General features: G+C 62.9%; 13 protein-coding genes. 10 read left to right on the plus strand and 3 right to left on the minus strand.

What is annotated here, in order from left to right:
- Positions 1-55: 55 nt before the first annotated feature.
- Positions 56-1,294, plus strand: coding sequence for a L,D-transpeptidase (locus QM716_RS11000; RefSeq protein ID WP_283304179.1), 1,239 nt, complete (start codon positions 56-58; stop codon positions 1,292-1,294).
- A gap of 15 nt (positions 1,295-1,309) precedes the next feature.
- Positions 1,310-2,110, plus strand: a complete 801-nt coding sequence (locus tag QM716_RS11005) for an alpha/beta hydrolase family protein (protein WP_283304180.1) — start codon at positions 1,310-1,312, stop codon at positions 2,108-2,110.
- On the opposite strand, the gene QM716_RS11010 is transcribed toward QM716_RS11005, so the two are convergent.
- Complete coding sequence (locus tag QM716_RS11010) at positions 2,102-3,691, minus strand: MFS transporter (RefSeq protein ID WP_283304181.1); 1,590 nt, start codon at positions 3,689-3,691, stop codon at positions 2,102-2,104. The two genes, QM716_RS11005 and QM716_RS11010, sit on opposite strands and share 9 nt — an antisense overlap.
- Before the next feature lie 128 nt (positions 3,692-3,819).
- Here QM716_RS11010 and QM716_RS11015 point away from each other — a divergent pair, with 128 nt between their 5' ends.
- The 5 genes from QM716_RS11015 (at position 3,820) to era (ending at position 8,561) form a co-directional block, all read left to right on the plus strand.
- Positions 3,820-4,515 carry a TetR/AcrR family transcriptional regulator gene (locus tag QM716_RS11015; protein WP_283304182.1) on the plus strand — a complete coding sequence of 232 codons (696 nt, stop codon included), beginning with the start codon at positions 3,820-3,822 and terminating at the stop codon, positions 4,513-4,515.
- A gap of 98 nt (positions 4,516-4,613) precedes the next feature.
- Positions 4,614-5,702, plus strand: a complete 1,089-nt coding sequence (locus tag QM716_RS11020) for a PhoH family protein (protein WP_502942011.1) — start codon at positions 4,614-4,616, stop codon at positions 5,700-5,702.
- Positions 5,703-5,750: 48 nt separating this feature from the next.
- Positions 5,751-6,293, plus strand: coding sequence for an rRNA maturation RNase YbeY (gene ybeY / locus QM716_RS11025; protein WP_003944525.1), 543 nt, complete (start codon positions 5,751-5,753; stop codon positions 6,291-6,293).
- Positions 6,294-6,314: 21 nt separating this feature from the next.
- Entirely contained in the window at positions 6,315-7,619 is a 1,305-nt protein-coding gene (locus QM716_RS11030) for a hemolysin family protein (RefSeq protein ID WP_019749019.1), read from the plus strand.
- Positions 7,620-7,643: 24 nt separating this feature from the next.
- Positions 7,644-8,561 carry a GTPase Era gene (gene era, locus QM716_RS11035; RefSeq protein WP_283304183.1) on the plus strand — a complete coding sequence of 306 codons (918 nt, stop codon included), beginning with the start codon at positions 7,644-7,646 and terminating at the stop codon, positions 8,559-8,561.
- Positions 8,562-8,610: 49 nt separating this feature from the next.
- On the opposite strand, the gene QM716_RS11040 is transcribed toward era, so the two are convergent.
- Entirely contained in the window at positions 8,611-9,165 is a 555-nt protein-coding gene (locus tag QM716_RS11040) for a TetR/AcrR family transcriptional regulator (protein WP_283304184.1), read from the minus strand.
- 4 nt (positions 9,166-9,169) lie between these two features.
- Positions 9,170-10,588 (minus strand): amidase, encoded by a 1,419-nt coding sequence (locus tag QM716_RS11045; RefSeq protein WP_283304185.1) that lies wholly within the window; start codon positions 10,586-10,588, stop codon positions 9,170-9,172.
- Positions 10,589-10,915: 327 nt separating this feature from the next.
- Between QM716_RS11045 and kdpF the strand changes: the two genes are divergently transcribed.
- Genes kdpF through kdpB form a run of 3 tightly spaced genes read left to right on the plus strand, consistent with a single transcriptional unit; the run spans position 10,916 to position 14,801 of the window.
- Positions 10,916-11,014: a K(+)-transporting ATPase subunit F gene (kdpF, locus tag QM716_RS11050; protein WP_007731078.1), complete on the plus strand. Its 99-nt coding sequence runs from the start codon at positions 10,916-10,918 to the stop codon at positions 11,012-11,014.
- Positions 11,014-12,699, plus strand: coding sequence for a potassium-transporting ATPase subunit KdpA (gene kdpA, locus QM716_RS11055; RefSeq protein WP_283304186.1), 1,686 nt, complete (start codon positions 11,014-11,016; stop codon positions 12,697-12,699). The genes kdpF and kdpA overlap by 1 nt, the downstream gene beginning before the upstream one ends.
- Positions 12,696-14,801: a potassium-transporting ATPase subunit KdpB gene (gene kdpB / locus QM716_RS11060; protein ID WP_283304187.1), complete on the plus strand. Its 2,106-nt coding sequence runs from the start codon at positions 12,696-12,698 to the stop codon at positions 14,799-14,801. The genes kdpA and kdpB overlap by 4 nt, the downstream gene beginning before the upstream one ends.
- Positions 14,802-14,804 lie beyond the last annotated feature (3 nt).

The raw sequence follows: 14,804 nt of genomic DNA on the forward strand, positions 1-14,804 counted from the left end.
AGGACGTCGGGGGTCGCCTTCGGCGTGAGTTGGTTCGGGGATTTCAGGAGGCCAGATGTTGTCACGTGCGCATATGCGAATCGTTGGAGCGGTGTGTGCCGCGGCGGCGATGATGCTGGTCGCGGGGTGCACAGTCTCCACCGGAGACAACACAGGTTCTTCCAGCAGCGCCGTCACCACCACACCGACCAGCGAGGCGCTCGTCACGGTCACACCGGCTGACGGCGGAACCCCGGTGAGTCCGCTCGATCCCATCGAGGTCCAGGTCGCGAAGGGAACGCTGACGACAGTCGAGCTGACCAATCCCGAAGGTAAGGAAGTCGCCGGCATCACGACGCCGGACAAGACGTCCTGGAAGCCGAGCGAACCCCTCGGGTACGGCAAGACCTACAAGTTGATCGTCGACGCCGTCGACGCGAATGGTGTTGCCACGACCAAGAACACGACGCTGACCACGGTCGCTCCGAGCAATCAGACTCGCGCGTACATCAACACCACCGGCGGCGCCTCGATCTCGGACGGTGGCACGTACGGCGTCGGCACGGTTGTCGCGGTTCATTTCGACGAGTTGATCGGTGACAAGGCCGCGGCCGAGAAGTCACTGGTGGTCACCACCAATCCGCCGGTGCAGGGATCGTGGTACTGGGTCGACGGTCAGAACGTTCACTGGCGTCCGCAGAATTACTACGCACCAGGCACCACGGTGTCGGTGAACGCGAACATCTACGGCAAGCAGTTGGGCAACGGCCTGTACGGCCAGCAGGACGACACCGTGTCCTTCAAGATCGGTGACTCCCACGTCTCGGTCGCCGACGACAACACCAAGATGGTGACCGTCTACGAAAACGGTCAGGTGATCAAGGAAATGCCGACCTCGATGGGCATGGGCGGCACCGAGACGATCGGCGGCACGACGCTCTCGTTCTGGACCCAGCCCGGCACGTACACCGTCATGGACAAGGCCAATCCCGTGATCATGGATTCGTCGACCTACGGCCTGCCGATCAACTCGCGTCTCGGGTACAAGGAATCCATCAACTGGGCCACCCGCATCAGCACCGACGGCATCTACCTTCACGAGTTGGAGAGCACTGTCTGGGCACAGGGAAACACCGATACCTCGCACGGTTGCCTCAATCTCAGCGCGGTCAATGCCAAATGGTTCTTCGACTTCTCCCAGCCAGGAGATGTCGTCGAGATCAAGAACACCGGCGGCGCTCCGCTGGAGGTCTGGCAGAACGGTGACTGGACGCTCTCGTGGGCCGACTGGGCCGCAGGCAGCGCCCTCACCTGAGATAGATTTCCTCCGGTGCCTCGATTCAAGATTCCCTACGGTCCACACGAGCAACAGTTCGGGCATCTCTACGTTCCCGACGGAGTCGCAGATGGGACCGCCGCCGGGGCCGCCCACGGCCCGATCCCGATCGTCATGCAGATCCATGGTGGCTTCTGGAGCGGGCAGTACGGATTGAACCTGGGCACCGCGTTTGCAGTCGAACTCGCGCGTCACGGCGTCGCGGTGTGGAACATCGAATACCGCCGTCTCGGGGCGGGCGGTGGTTGGCCGGAGATGTCCGCCGACGTGAAAACCGCGTACGACGAAATCCCCGGACTGGTTGCCGCGAAGTCTTCGGCCGAATTCGATCTGAATCAGGTTTGCCTGCTCGGGCATTCGGCCGGTGGACATCTCGCAGTGTGGCTGGCGGGGGAGAAGGGCACGTTTGCCCGACCCGAGCGGGTCATTGCCCAGGCTGCCGCACTCGATCTGGCGTCGGCAGGCGAGCGTGGACGACGGATCAGCTTCATCGAGGATCTGTTCGGCGTTCCGTTCGACGCGGACCCGGATCTGTATCGCAGTGCGTCGCCGCAGCATCGACTACCGATCGGCGTCCCCGTTGTGTGCGTCACGGGTGCGCAGGACCTGCAGGTGCCTGCCAAGGTGAGCTCCCGGTATGCGAAAGCTGCCGAAGCGGCTGGTGATCCCGTGGCACTGCGTGTGATCGAGGGCGAAGGACACGATGCCTTTCTTTCACCCTCGACCGAGTCCTGGCAGGTCTCCCGCGAGTTGGTTCTCGCCGAAGACCCGCTGGCGCTGATCACGTCAGACTGACACAGGGGCCTTCTTGCCCGGCAGGATGGACGCGACGACAACTGCGCCCACGAACAGTGCAAGACCGCCCGCCCAACTGGCCGCCGAAATCGCGTCGGCATAGGCACTGGCGGCCGCGTCGAGCAACGGTTGTGCCTGAGCTGCAGCCAACGGGTTGCCTGCCATCTCTTCGGCGACCAACGAAGCGCCGCCGACAGATTCGCCCGACACCTCCATCGCGTACGCGGCCTGTTGAGCCAGCTCGCCCGTCAACTGCGGAACCTGCATGCCATTGATGAATCCGGCAATCGAATCCTTGTAGCTCGCAGCGAGGATCGAGCCGAGGATCGCGATTCCCAGCGAGCCGCCGAGTTCGATGGCGGTGTCGTTGAGGCCACCCGCAGCGCCGAGATCGTCCTCGGAGAAGTTGTCCATGATGGCGTCGGTGGCCGGCGGTTCACTGAGGCCGATGCCCAGGCCGAGCAGAATCAGTGGGACTGCGAACATCCAGTAGCTCGAATCGCCGTCGACCTGCGTGAGAATCAGAACGCCGATCGCGGCGACGACCATGCCGCCGACGATGGATGCCCGGACGCCGATCAGCGGGGTGACTCGGCCACTGACCACTGCGCCGATCGAGACGGCAATTGCCAAGGGCAGCAGACGAACACCGGTTTCGAGTGCCCCGTATCCGAGGATGAACTGGAATTGCTGCGAGATGAAGTAGATGGCACCGAAGGCGGCCAGGAACAGCAGAAGTACAGCGAGCGTCGCGCCGCCGACCATGCGCTGGCCGAGCTTACGGACGTCGAGCAGTGGCTGCGGGTGGCGCAGTTCCCAGACGACGAACGAGATGAGGCCGATTGCGGCGAGTGCAGCGGCACCGATGGGTCCGCCGCTCCACCCGAAGTGGAATCCGTTGATGATCGAGTACACGAGCGAGCCGATGGTGACCACGGAGAGTGCGCCGCCGATCCAGTCGATCCGGCCCAGGTGCTCGGCCTTGCTCGGCGGCACCAGAAGTACCGCGGCGACGGCAGCGACCGCGGCGATCGGGACGTTGATCAGGAAAGTGATGCTCCAGGAATGGCTGTCGAGAATCCATCCGGCCAGTAGGGGGCCGAGCGCGATCGCGAGACCTGACGTCGCTGCCCACGCCGCGATGGCGCGTGAACGCTCCGCTTTGGGAAAGGTTGCGACCAGAAGGGAGAGCGTCGCGGGCATGATGATCGCGGCGCCGACGCCCATGATCATTCGTGCCGCGATGACGGCGTTGGTGGTGTCCGCGATGCTGCCGAAGACGGCGCCGCCGGCGAACACGGCGAGTCCGGCCAGAAGCGCTCCGCGGCGGCTGTACTTGTCACCGATCACGCCGAACAGCAGCATCAGCGCGGCGTAGGGGACCGTGTAGCCGTCGATGACCCATTGAAGTTGAGTGCTGGTGAGGCCCAGGTCTCTGGTCATGTCCGGCGCGGCGACGATCAGCGCGGTGTTGGCCATCACGACGATCAGCAGGCTCAGGCACAACACCCCCAGGGCGGCCCATCGCCGTGAGTACGGCTGGTCCATCTCCGAGACAGGTTTGCTCATGAGTGTCGTCATGGCGCGGCTCCGTTCCTGATGATCGAAGGCACCCTTCGATCTGTTTGCACACTGATGTGTAAGTTAATAACTTGCACACCAATGTGCAACTATGATTGATCTAGATCACAGTTGGGCAGTCGAAAGAGGTGGAACGCGCGTTGACGCACTTGGGCACAGTCGTTTCGGGAACTGCCGAATCGAGCGGACGACAGCGTCGTAGTCAGGCCGCGGCCAATCGCAATCGCATCATCGAGGCGGCGATCACCGCTTTTGTCGCCGATCCGGATGCGAGCATGGACGACGTCGCGAAGGCCGCCGGTGTGGTCAGGCGAACCGTGTACGCGCATTTCGACAGCCGCGAGGCGCTGATCAACGGCATCGTGGACGAGGCGTCGACCGATCTCGTTGCCGCGCTGAGCAAAGCCGGTGAGCCGCCCGAGCGCCCGGATCTGGCGACTGCCGTACTGGCGTTGCTGTCGTGGCCGGTCGGTGATCGATTCCGGATGCTGCTCAGCTTTGCTCGCAAAGAGCTGGGGGAGCAGCGGATTCTCGATCTGATGGAACCTGCACGCGCAGTGAGTATCGGCGTCGTCGAGCGCGGTCAGCGCGACGGGACGTTCTCGACGTACCTGCCGGCCGAGACTCTGGTCGCGATGACCGAAGCCGTCACGATCACTTTGTTCGATCAGGCGAACAGTGGGCTCATCACGGACTCGGGTGAATCCTTTGCCACGGTGTGCCTGGTCATCGCGGGTATCAGTCCGGAGCGAAGTGCCGAGACCGTCGCCGAAGCGTCGGAATGGATCCGAGAATCGCTGCCGGCCGGTCGGCGCAAGGATTAACAAGTGGGCCGTGTCCGACTCTGGCGCTAGACTTCGAAGTATCGAGGCTCACGAGTCGAGTGGGCTGATCGGACCAGAAAGCAGGCCATATTCACCACGTGAGTGAACACAGTGAACTCGACGGGAACCGTGTAACCACCATCACCGAGCGCGCTCTGCCTGCAGAGCGCACCGTCCGTTCGAGTATGGACCTGGCGCCGGAGACCGTGCGTCAAGTCCTGGGGGCGACGGACGAGAATCTCACCGCGATCGAACGTGAGCTTCGTGCCGACATTCACGTACGTGGCGGAACCATCAACTTGTCCGGAACTGCCGCCGATGTAGCGCTGGCAGAACGTGTGTTCAGTGAATTGGCGTCGCTGGCCGGTCGGGGGCAACCCATCGCACCGGACGCTGTCCGACGAACCATCGGCATGCTCACCAACGAGGTCGGCGAGTCTCCGGCCGAGGTGCTCTCCCTAGACATTCTTTCGCGCCGAGGCAAGACGATTCGGCCGAAGACCCTCAACCAGAAACGCTACGTCGACGCCATCGACGAGAACACCATCGTGTTCGGAGTCGGCCCGGCCGGTACGGGCAAGACCTACCTCGCCATGGCCAAGGCCGTACAGGCGTTGCAGGCCAAGCAGGTCTCTCGGATCATCTTGACCAGGCCGGCCGTCGAGGCCGGCGAGCGACTGGGCTTTCTGCCCGGCACATTGCACGAGAAGATCGATCCGTACCTGCGCCCGCTGCACGACGCATTGCACGACATGATGGATCCCGAGGCAATTCCGAAGTTGATGCAGGCCGGGGTCATCGAGGTCGCTCCGCTCGCCTACATGCGAGGCCGGACACTCAACGACGCCTTCATCATCTTGGACGAAGCGCAGAACACCACGGCCGAGCAGATGAAGATGTTCCTGACCCGTCTCGGGTTCGGTTCCAAGATCGTGGTCACCGGAGACGTGACTCAGGTCGATCTGCCGGGCGGGGCCCGTTCGGGTCTGCGTGCGGCATCCGAAATCCTCACCGGGATCGACGATATTCATTTCGCCGCTCTCGACAGCAGCGACGTCGTACGTCATCGGCTGGTCTCCCACATCGTCGACGCATACGAGCGCCACGAATCGGATCGGTCCGGCGAGTTGGCCGTCGGAAACCGGGCGCAGCGCCGCGCTGCACATGCTCATTCACCGCGACGGTAGGCTGAGCGACGCATCAACCCCTACTTTTCCCAGGAAAGAGCGTCGCACATGAGCATCGAGGTCTCGAACGAATCGGGCATGGACATCTCCGAACCGGAGTTGATCAGCGTTGCCCGTTTCGTGATCGCTCGGATGGATGTCCATCCGGCGGCCGAGCTGTCGATGGTTCTCGTCGACTCCGCGACGATGGCGGATCTGCACGTTCGTTGGATGGATCTGCCGGGCCCGACCGACGTCATGTCGTTCCCGATGGACGAACTCGAGCCGGGTGGCCGTCCCGATTCCCCCGAGCCTGGGCCGTCGATGCTCGGCGACATCGTGCTGTGTCCGTCTTTTGCTGCGGATCAGGCCGACAAGGCCGGGCATTCACTGGCTCATGAACTGGCACTCCTGACCGTTCACGGTGTGTTGCACCTCCTCGGTTACGACCACGCAGAGCCGGAAGAGGAGAAGGAGATGTTCGGCTTGCAGAACAGCCTCCTCGAAGAGTGGTACGAAGACCTTCGCCGTATCGACCGCGAAGCAGCACTGGCCGAACGTGATCAGAAGCTGCTCGGTAAAACGGGTTTCGTCGACGGAGTGGACCGATAACAGTTATCCGGGGGTTCTGTAGTGAGTAGCGCCATAGCGCTCTTTGTTCTGGCGATTGCTCTTGTCCCGGTCGGTGGTGTCTTCGCGGCCGTCGACTCGGCGCTCAACACCATTTCGTCGGCGCGCATCGACGAGATGGCAAAGGAAGAGCGAGCCGGTGCCGCGCGAGTGCAACGCATCCTGACCGATCGTCCGCGATACGTGAATCTGATGGTCCTGCTTCGCATTTTGTGCGAAATCACGGCCACCGTCGTACTCGTCGGCGGCCTGATCGACATCCTCTCGTTGGGCTGGGCGCTGACCGTCACCGCGGTGATCATGGTTCTCGTTTCGTACGTGGTCATCGGCGTCGGACCGAGAACGCTTGGGCGCCAACATGCGTACTCGATCGCGATGGCAGCGTCGCTGCCACTGCTCTGGATCGGTGTTCTGCTCGGGCCGATCAGTCGCGTCCTGATCCTCGTGGGTAACGCCTTGACCCCGGGTAAGGGCTTCCGCAACGGTCCGTTCGCTTCGGAAATCGAGCTGCGTGAACTGGTGGACATGGCGCAGGAACGCGGCGTCGTCGCCGACGAAGAACGCCGAATGATCCAGTCGGTCTTCGAACTAGGAGACACGTCGGCGCGCGAGGTGATGGTGCCCCGCACCGACATGGTGTGGATCGAGAACGACAAGAATGCCGGGCAGGCAACGTCGTTGGCAGTTCGGAGTGGTCACTCGCGATTGCCCGTCATCGGGGAGAACGTCGACGACGTGCTCGGAGTCGTCTATCTCAAGGATCTGGTCAAGCAGACTTATCACCTGCCTGACGGCGGACGAAACGTCAACGTCTGCGACGTCATGCGACCGGCAGTGTTCGTTCCCGACTCGAAGCCGCTCGACAGCTTGCTGGCCGAGATGCAGCGCGACCGCAATCACATGGCGATCCTCGTCGACGAGTACGGCGGAATCGCCGGGCTGGTCACGATCGAGGACGTCATCGAGGAGATCGTCGGTGAGATCGCCGACGAGTACGACGAGGACGAGACGCCGCCGATCGAGGATCTCGGTGACGGAATGTTCCGTGTATCCGCGAGGCTCCCGATCGAAGACCTCGGCGAATTATTCGATCTCGAACTCGAACTCGACGAGGTCGAAACCGTCGGCGGGCTGATCGGATACGTACTCGGCCGAGTTCCACTTCCCGGTTCCGAAGTGGAGTACGACGGTTTGATCCTGCGCGGCGAGGGAACCAATACGGGCCGAGGCCGGGTACGCATCAGCACGGTGTTCGTGCAGCGTATCCCGCGGTCCGAAGACGAAGAGACAGAAGACACCGATGACTGAGCGAGTGTTCAGCGAGGAGCAGTTATGAGCAACAACGAATTCCGGTCAGGCTTCGTGTGTTTCGTGGGTCGACCCAATACGGGTAAGTCCACGCTGACCAACGCTTTGGTCGGCAGCAAGATCGCGATCACGTCATCGCGCCCGCAGACGACGCGCCATACGATTCGCGGCATCGTTCATCGCGAGCATGCGCAGCTGATCCTGGTGGACACCCCCGGACTGCACAAGCCCCGCACATTGCTCGGGCAGCGCCTCAACGACCTGGTTCGTGACACCTACTCCGAGGTCGACGTCATCGGCCTGTGCATCCCGGCTGACGAGGCCATCGGGCCCGGCGACCGCTGGATCGTGCAGCAGGTCCGTCAGATGGCGCCCAAGACCAAGCTGGTCGGCATCGTCACCAAGATCGACAAGGTAAGCCGCGACGCCGTCGGCAAGCAGTTGCTCGCGCTGTCCACCCTGCTCGGCCCCGAATCCGAGGTTGTCCCGGTGTCCGCGCAGTCGGGCGAACAGGTCGAGATCCTGGTCGACGTGCTCGCCGGTCTGATGGACGAGGGCCCGGCCTTCTACCCGGACGGCGAACTGACGGACGAGCCCGAAGAGGTGCTCATGGCCGAACTCATCCGTGAGGCTGCGCTCGAGGGCCTCGGTGAAGAATTGCCGCACTCCTTGGCCGTGGTGATCGAGGAGGTCATCCCGCGCGAGGGACGCACCGAAAAGCAGGGCGAGATGCTGGACGTCCATGCGTTGCTTTACGTCGAGCGGCCCAGCCAGAAGGGCATCGTCATCGGTAAGGGCGGAGCGCGGCTGCGGGAAGTCGGTACCAGTGCGCGCCTGCAGATCGAGAAACTGCTCGGTGTGCGGATCTTCCTGGAGTTGCACGTCAAGGTCGCCAAGGATTGGCAGCGCGACCCGAAGCAGCTGGGCCGGCTGGGCTTCTAGGGCCTCCGGCCCCGTGAGTGGCTAAGCAGTCCCTGGACTCCTTAACCACTCACAGGGGCCGGAGGACCCTGAGGATCGCCGCGCCGATGTCCTGCTCGTCGACGCCTGTAGCCAGGCGTCGGAGTTGGAGCCCGGTGATGACAGCGACGAGCGTCGATGCAATCGATTCGGGATCCGGTACGCCGAGTGCAGTCAAGATCGTGACGGTCAGATCGTCGTATGCATCAAAACATTCGACGGCCACTTCATGTAGTTCGTGGTCTCGGCCGGCGGCGATGTACATCTCGAACGGCGCGATCCGCTCGGCCGAGAACGACAGGTCTCGCGTCACCTTCTCGGCTATCGCCGCGGCGTCCTCGACGCTCAGACCTTTGTCGCGGTACTCCTCGGCCAAGGCTCGCAGGCGCATTGTCTCGTCTGTCACGAAACGAGACAGCGCCGCCCGAAGCATGTCCGACTGGCTCGCGAAGTGATACGTGATCGATCCGAGTGAGACGCCCGCCTGCGCGGCGATGCGCCGGTTGCTCACACCGGGGATGCCGTCGGTACCGACGACGTGCAGAACGGCATCGAGTATTCGCTCGCGAACGTCGCGGTTACTCATCGGTTCACCACCACGGCTCGGGGCGGACCTGATCCCAACGCAGGACCGATTCCAATTGTGAAGCGAGCGAGACCAACAGCGGTTCGGTGTTCTCGTTGCCCATCAACTGCGCACCGATGGGTAGGCCGGCCTTGCTGAATCCGGCCGGTACGTTGACCGATGGCCAGCCGAGGACGTTCCACGGCCACGCGTACGGGCAGGCGCCGGTCATGACCTTGTCGGTGTCCCAACCGCCGATGCCGTCGATGGCGGTCGCCATGATCGGTGGAGTTGCCGTCGTGGGTGCCAGGACGACGTCGTACGTGTCGAAGATCGCTCCGATCCTCCGTCGCATCCGCGGCTCGGCTGCGCGGGCCGCGCGCAGTGGCGCACCGCGAAGTAGCTTGCCGTTCTGCGCATTTCCGCGGGTTCGGGCATCGACCAGTGTCGGGTCGGGAACGCGTCCGAGCCAGTCGTGAACCCCGACGAGGGAGCGGGGCAGAAAGTTCAGGCCGAAGATCAGGCCGTACGCGGGATCGTCCACGACGACGTGATGTCCGAGCTCCCGTAGTGTGTCGGCGATCGAATGCACCGCCAGGCGCACTTCCGGATCCAGCTTCACGGGAGTGGCGGTGAACGGATTGCGCAGGGAAAGAGCGATTTTCAGCTTGCCGGGGTCGCGTCCCACCGCGTCGCTGACCGTCACCGGTGTCGGCTTGTGGAGATCGCCGTCGTGGTTGCCGGCAGCGACGTCGAGTAACAGTGCGGCGTCGGCGACGGTGCGGGCGAGGGGTCCGTTGACCGTCAGGCCGTAGAACGCTTCGGCGTCGGGCCAGGTGGAAATGCGCCCGCGCTGCGGTTTGATTCCGACGAGGTTTGTCCAGGCCGCGGGTATTCGGATGGAACCGGCTCCGTCGGAACCGATTCCGGCGCTGACCAATCCGGCCGCGACAGCCGCGGCGGTGCCGCCCGACGATCCTCCAGGGGTGTGGTGACGCGACCACGGATTGCGCGTGTAACCGAAGGCGGAACCGCTCGTGAGCGGCCACTGGCCCAGTTCAGGGCTGTTGGTCTTGCCTATGATCACTGCGCCGGCGTCGCGGAGGCGTCGAATCATCTCCGAGTCCTCGATCTTGGCCGGGAAGTCGCCCGGGCAACCGAAGGCGGTGGGTTCGCCGGTGATGTCGACGTCATCCTTCACTGCGATCGGCACACCGAGTAGCGGTAGACGCTCACCGAGTGCGAGACGCCTGTCGGCCTCGGCGGCTTCCTCGAGAGCCTTCTCTCGCCGCACGATCTTGAACGCATTGAGATGAGGCTGAGTTGCGTCGATCCGGGCCAGCGTTGCCTCGGTCGCCGCGACGGACGAGGTGACGCCCGAAGCCAGACTCGCAACCTGGTCGACAAGACCGGGGGCGAGATCGTGGTCGGTTCGAGAAGTCATCGGTTTCCCTTCGCAAACTGTTCGTTCGAACGAACAGTAACTTGTTTCAGTATTAGGGACGTTGGGTTCCGCGTCAAGATCGCGTCAAGACGCCAGTTCAGTGCGTAAGTGGATCGTCAGAGACGCGGAATCCGCCCGAACCGAGGTCGAAGCTGAGAGAGCGCACCCGGTCGAGGCGACCGAGCGTCATGGCTGCGATGCACAGCAGCACGGCAAAAGATTTCGAAGAGGGAAGCTCATGGCCGATCTGGCCTACGTTGCTCTGATTCTCGGCGGTTTTCTCGTGTGCGCGCTGGTGCTGCGCGCCCTACAGACGAGCGCTCCCAAATGACGGTTGCCGGTGTGGTCAGCGTGGTTCTGATCGCCGTCGCCGCGGCATTGGTCATTTATCTGCTCGTCGCACTCGTAGATCCTGAGAGGTTCTGATGTCGCCCGCTCTTGCAGCCGGCCTGCAGATCGCTTTTGTCCTCGTCGTTCTGGCAATCGCTTATGTTCCGGTGGGCGACTACATGGCACGTGTCTACTCGTCGACGCGAGATCTGCGCGTCGAGAGTGTGATCTACCGCGTCGGCCGGATCGACTCTCGGGCCGAGCAGACGTGGTACGGCTACGCCGCAAGTGTTCTCGGATTCTCGCTGGCGAGCGCATTGTTCTTGTACTTCCTCCAACGGATTCAGGGCGTACTGCCGCTGAACGACGGACTGTCAGGCGTCAGTCCCGCCGTTGCCTTCAACACCGCGATTTCCTTTGTGGCGAACACGAACTGGCAGTCATACACGCCGGAAACGACGATGAGCAACTTCGTTCAGCCCGTCGGTCTGGCTGTGCAGAACTTCGTCTCGGCTGCAGTGGGCATGGCAGTGGCAATCGCGTTGGTGCGTGGCTTCATCCGTGTGGCCAGGGGAGGTGAGATCGGCAACTTCTGGGTCGATCTGACGCGTGGTTCTCTGCGGATCCTCTTGCCCTTCTCCTTCGTGATTGCCCTGATCCTGTTGAGCCAGGGAGTGATCCAGTCGTTCCACAGCGGTTTCGCCTCCACCGGCCTCGACGGTAATGCGGTGACCAATGCACTTGCTCCCGTCGCGTCCCAGGAAGCGATCAAGGAACTCGGCACCAACGGTGGCGGGATCTTGGCTGCCAACTCGGCGCACCCGTTCGAGAACCCCACGCCGGTGAGCAATATCGTCGAGATCCTGGCGATCCTGCTGATCCCGGTTTGCCTTACCCGTACTTTCGGAACCCTGGTCGGTGACCGTCGGCAAGGCCTCACCCTTCTGGCAGTGATGGGAATCCTGTGGAGCGGACTGCTCGCGGTGACGCTGGCAGCCGAATCCGGCGCCCGCGGTGTCGCTGCCACTGCGGCCGGTTCGATGATGGAAGGCAAGGAAGTTCGCTTCGGAATCCCCGGATCGGCATTGTTCGCTGTGGCGACAACGGGAACGTCGACGGGTGCTGTGAACTCGGCCCACGACAGCATGTCGCCTCTCGGCGGCGGAGCGGTCCTGCTCAACATGTTGCTCGGCGAAATCGCCCCGGGCGGAGTCGGAACCGGCCTCTACGGGATTCTTGTGCTGGCATTGATCGCAGTGTTCGTGGGCGGGCTGTTGGTCGGTCGCACGCCCGAATATCTCGGCAAGAAGCTGGGTCGCCGTGAGATCACCCTTGCGGCGCTGTCGATTCTGGTCATGCCCGCGCTGGTCTTGATCGGCACCGCCATCACCGTGATCCTCGGTTCGACCACCGGTTATCAAGGCAATGGGGGAGACCCGGGCACGCCGGGATCGATCCACGGGTTCAGCGAGGTGCTTTACGCCTTCGCTTCCGCCTCGAACAACAACGGCAGCGCATTCGGCGGTCTGACGGTCACCAGCGACTGGTTCCAGTCGTCTCTCGGAATCTGCATGCTCCTTGGCCGATTCCTGCCGATTATCTTCGTTCTCGCTTTGGCCGGTGCGCTGGCCTCTCAGAAGAAGGTGGCGCCGACGGCCGGCACCCTCCCGACATCCGGACCGATGTTCACCGGCTTGTTGACCGGCACCGTCGTTCTTGTTGCTGCACTTACATTCTTCCCAGCCCTCGCGCTGGGCCCGCTAGCGGAGGCTCTTCAATGACCGTGCGTATCAGTGAGAAACCCGTGGTAGCGCAAAACGCTGCCGACAAGGTTGATCCAGGGCAGTCCCGTCAAGTACACGCAGGCGTGTTCAACCCGCGGCAGATGATCACCGCGTTGCCGGGCGCCGTACGCAAACTCGACCCACGTCATCTGGCCCGCAACCCGGTCATGTTCGTGGTGTTCGTCGGGTCCGTCATCACCACCGTCATGGCGATCGCCGATCCCTCGGTGTTCTCCTGGGTGATCACCCTGTGGCTCTGGTTCACGGTGATCTTCGCGAACCTCGCCGAATCCGTGGCCGAAGGGCGAGGAAAGGCGCAGGCGGCCAGCCTGCGTAAGGTCAAGCAGGACACCACAGCACATCGGATCACGATGAGCGGTGCGATCGAATCGGTTTCGGGCACCGAACTGGTGGTCGGCGATCGGGTGATAGTGGTCGCCGGCGAAGTGATCCCCGGCGACGGCGACGTGGTCGAAGGTATTGCCTCCGTGGACGAATCGGCGATCACCGGCGAATCTGCCCCGGTAGTCCGTGAATCCGGTGGCGACCGCTGCGCTGTCACCGGTGGCACGACGGTCCTCTCCGATCGCATCGTCGTGGAAATCACCGCAGCACCGGGCAGTTCGTTCGTGGACCGGATGATCGCGCTCGTCGAGGGTGCTTCGCGTCAGAAGACACCCAACGAGATTGCTCTCAACATCCTGCTTGCGTCGTTGACCGTGATCTTCCTCCTCGCGGTCGTCGCCATCGGCCCGATGGGCTTGTACGCAGGGCACGAGCAGGATCCGATCAAGCTGATCGCTCTTCTCGTCTGCCTTATCCCGACGACCATCGGCGCGCTGCTTTCGGCGATCGGTATCGCGGGTATGGACCGCCTCGTCCAGCGAAACATTCTCGCGATGTCAGGGCGTGCCGTGGAAGCCGCGGGCGACATCGACACCCTGCTGATGGACAAGACCGGAACCATCACCTTCGGTAACCGTCGGGCGACCGCGCTCCATCCGGCACCAGGCGTATCCGCCGACGATCTTGCTGCGGCGGCGCGCTTGTCGAGCCTGGCCGACGGAACTCCCGAGGGACGGAGCATCGTCGAGTTGTGCGCAGCGGAGTTCGGTCTCGCTGCCGAACCGACGCTGGACGAGGAACGCGCAGAGTTTGTTCCCTTCACGGCACAAACGCGGATGAGCGGACTCGACCACTCCGGACGCCACATCCGAAAGGGCGCAGCAGATGCAGTGATGAACTGGGTCGTCAGTGGCGGTGGACATGCAGAGACTTCGGTGACCGACACAGTGAACGACATCGCGCAAGCCGGTGGCACACCATTGGTGGTTGCCGTCAAGCAAAGCGAGAGCACCTCGATACTCGGCGTCATCGCGCTGTCAGATGTGGTCAAGCCGGGAATGGCCGAACGGTTCGCCGAACTCCGGGCGATGGGTATTCGCACGATCATGATCACCGGCGACAATCCGTTGACCGCGAAGGCGATTGCCGATCAGGCGGGCGTCGACGACTTCATGGCGGAGGCCACGCCAGAGGACAAACTGGCCCTGATCCGAAAGGAGCAGGAAGGCGGCCGACTCGTCGCGATGACCGGAGACGGGACCAATGATGCTCCCGCCCTTGCCCAGGCGGACGTCGGCGTCGCGATGAACACGGGAACCTCCGCCGCCAAAGAAGCCGGAAACATGGTCGATCTCGATTCCGACCCCACCAAGCTGATCGAAGTGGTCGAGATCGGCAAGCAATTGCTGATCACCCGCGGCGCGTTGACCACTTTCTCGTTGGCGAACGACCTCGCGAAGTACTTCGCAATCCTGCCTGCATTGTTCAGCGGCATATACCCACAACTGGACGCGTTGAACATCATGCGGCTCGCCACCCCCGAATCGGCGATCGTCTCCGCTGTGATCTTCAACGCGCTGGTGATCATCGGGTTGATTCCGTTGGCCCTCAAGGGTGTTCGATACCGACCGTCGACGGCGTCTCAGTTGCTCGGACGCAACCTGCTCGTCTACGGACTCGGCGGCGTGATCACTCCGTTCGTCGGTATCTGGTTGATCGATCTTGTCGTACGTTTGATTCCTGGAATTGGGTGACCT

The organism is Rhodococcus sp. IEGM 1409 (genome assembly GCF_030056735.1).
In the GTDB taxonomy this organism is placed as follows: domain Bacteria; phylum Actinomycetota; class Actinomycetes; order Mycobacteriales; family Mycobacteriaceae; genus Rhodococcus_F.